The following is a 2361-nucleotide window of genomic DNA, read 5'->3' as shown; positions in this document are numbered from 1 at the left end:
GAACGCTTATGTAGTGATATTCGTATTGATAAAGATTACAATCAGTTACGTCCTTCTTACCCATTGAGCCATCAGGTAACGGGTGAAGTACATCAACAACACGAAGTATTTGAAAGTTATGGGCGCTTCCAAGAAGATGCTGAAGGTCAGTCGTTTAATCAAATCCGCTACGAACAATCGCAAAATAACCGCCAAACAGGCACTGCTAATACCAATTGTATTGAATTAGCACCTGGACGAATATTCAGCTTATCTAATCATCCCAGTAGCCGTATGAATGACAGCTGGCAAGTGATTACGGCACACCATCACGGGGTACAGCCCCTCGCTGACAACAGTGGCGGTGAAGGTACGCAATTGAGTAATACCATCACCTTTATTCCAAGTACCCAAGAATGGCGTCCACCGTACCGCTACAAACCCACCGCCGATGGTGATGAGTTAGCGACGGTCGTGGGTCCTCCGGGTGAAGAGATTTACACCAACTCCCAAGGGGCGGTCACGGTCTATTTTCATTGGGATAGGCGTGGTAAGCCCGATCACAGTGCCTCTTGTTGGGTCAGAGTCGCCCATGGCTGGAACGGGGATGGTTTTGGCTTTATGTCAATTCCGAGGATCGGGCAAGAAGTGATTGTCTCCTATTTAGACGGTGACATTGATAGGCCAATTATCACAGGGTGTACTTATAATGGGCGGAATAACCCACCATTAGATTTGCCTAAGCATAAAACCCGTACTACGTTTCGTTCAAAAACCCATAAAGGCGAAGGATTTAATGAGTTACGCTTTGAGGATAGTAACGGTCGCGAAGAAATTTATCTACATGCGCAGCGCGATAACAATATTCACATTAATCGCAATAAAACCCAATATGTGGGTCATGATGACTCCCACACAGTCGCCAATGACCGCAAACATGAAGTGTGTCATGACGAATTTATTCATATCGTTAATGAACAAACGGTGAAGGTAGGCGTTAACCAATTCGAGCAAATTGGAAAAGATCGTATCACACGTATTGATAACAGTTGGAAAGAGGTAATACACGCCAGTCACTTCCAAGAAGTAGGTGAAAACAAACAGTGCGATATACAAAATGATTACAAGTTAACTGCTGCAGGCGGTATCCATACGCACACCAAGGTACACACACTGCAAGCCAGTGAAACGGTGATTATTAAAGGCCAAGCAGGCTCGATTCAACTGGATGCGCAAGGGGTGACCATTACGGGCAATATTACATTGAAGGGAAATGTGTCGGTGACGGAAGGGGCGCCAGAATCGGTGGCATCTTTAGAAGCCGTTGTGAATGAAGGGTTGCCACTGGCAGAAGATTGTCGAGCTAAAGCCATGAAAAAAGGAATCGCATAATGCCCTCGTCTTACAGTGATATCTATCAAGGCTACTGGGTAGCAGAATGTCGCTACACCCGTAATAACGAAACGTTCACTGGCATCATGACGCTGGCGGGGCACAGTGAAGAGCAAGTCATTGGGAATATGCGGCACTACTTTGCGGAAAATCAAGCCGAGTATAGTTTTGCGCAGTACGACACACTCACACCACTGATTACGTATGTTGAAAATAGCCAACAACTTGAACTGTTATTGTTGCGACAAATTAGGCGGCAACACGCAGAGAGTAGACTCGCAGTGCTTGTGGATGAACGTAATCTGACAAACCCATTACCGTCTGAAAAGGGTGATATTCACTATCAAGTTGGTCAGCCTGCGTTGTTGGATGATGTCGACCTCTACATGGTCATCGATAGCGGAGAGTATCACCGTCAAACGGGGCAATATTTGGTGCCGATGTTGCACGGCAGTCAATTACCGTGGCAGTCGTTGTACCAAGGGGAAACTCAGGACAGCTTGGCAGAGCAAGCGCCGTATTTGGTGCATATTCAGCGGACGGTGGCAGGGCGGCACTTTCTAGCGCAATGTCTGAATTTACCGAACAAAGCGACCGTCGGGCTATTTTTTAATAGCTTCAAGTCTTTCGCTGACGTGCATCGGCAAATGCGCAAGATGACCTATTTGTATAATCGAACACTCAACAGTTGGAATTTTTTCCGTTTCTATGACGTGAGCCATTTTATCCCGTTTATCGAATCATTAACACGGGGACAATTGTTCAATGTAGTGAGTGGTGTGACCGCATTTTATGGTTATAGCACAAAATACCCTGATGGCGTGGAAATCACTTTTCATAAAGACTATTTGCATGATACTTATCATCGTGAAGCGCTATTGATTAATGAGCGCTTGTATCGCCATTATGCACAATTGACCTTGATGAGCACCCTTGATAAAGCCCAACAGGCGATTCGACATCAGGATAATTCGATCCCCCATGATAAGG

General features: G+C 45.7%; 2 protein-coding genes. Both read left to right on the top strand.

Annotated elements, in window-relative coordinates:
* The coding region (locus PSE69_RS19765) for a type VI secretion system Vgr family protein (protein ID WP_272675350.1) at positions 1–1371 on the top strand (1371 nt) is incomplete at its 5' end.
* Positions 1371–2361 (top strand): DUF4123 domain-containing protein (locus PSE69_RS19760; RefSeq protein WP_272675349.1); only part of this gene is annotated, 991 nt, incomplete at its 3' end. The genes PSE69_RS19765 and PSE69_RS19760, both read left to right, overlap by 1 nt.

Origin of the sequence: Providencia sp. PROV122 (genome assembly GCF_028482365.1) — a bacterium.
Lineage (GTDB): Bacteria > Pseudomonadota > Gammaproteobacteria > Enterobacterales > Enterobacteriaceae > Providencia > Providencia stuartii.
Note: the sequence above shows the minus strand (reverse complement) of the source record. Positions and strands in the feature narration are given on the sequence as shown.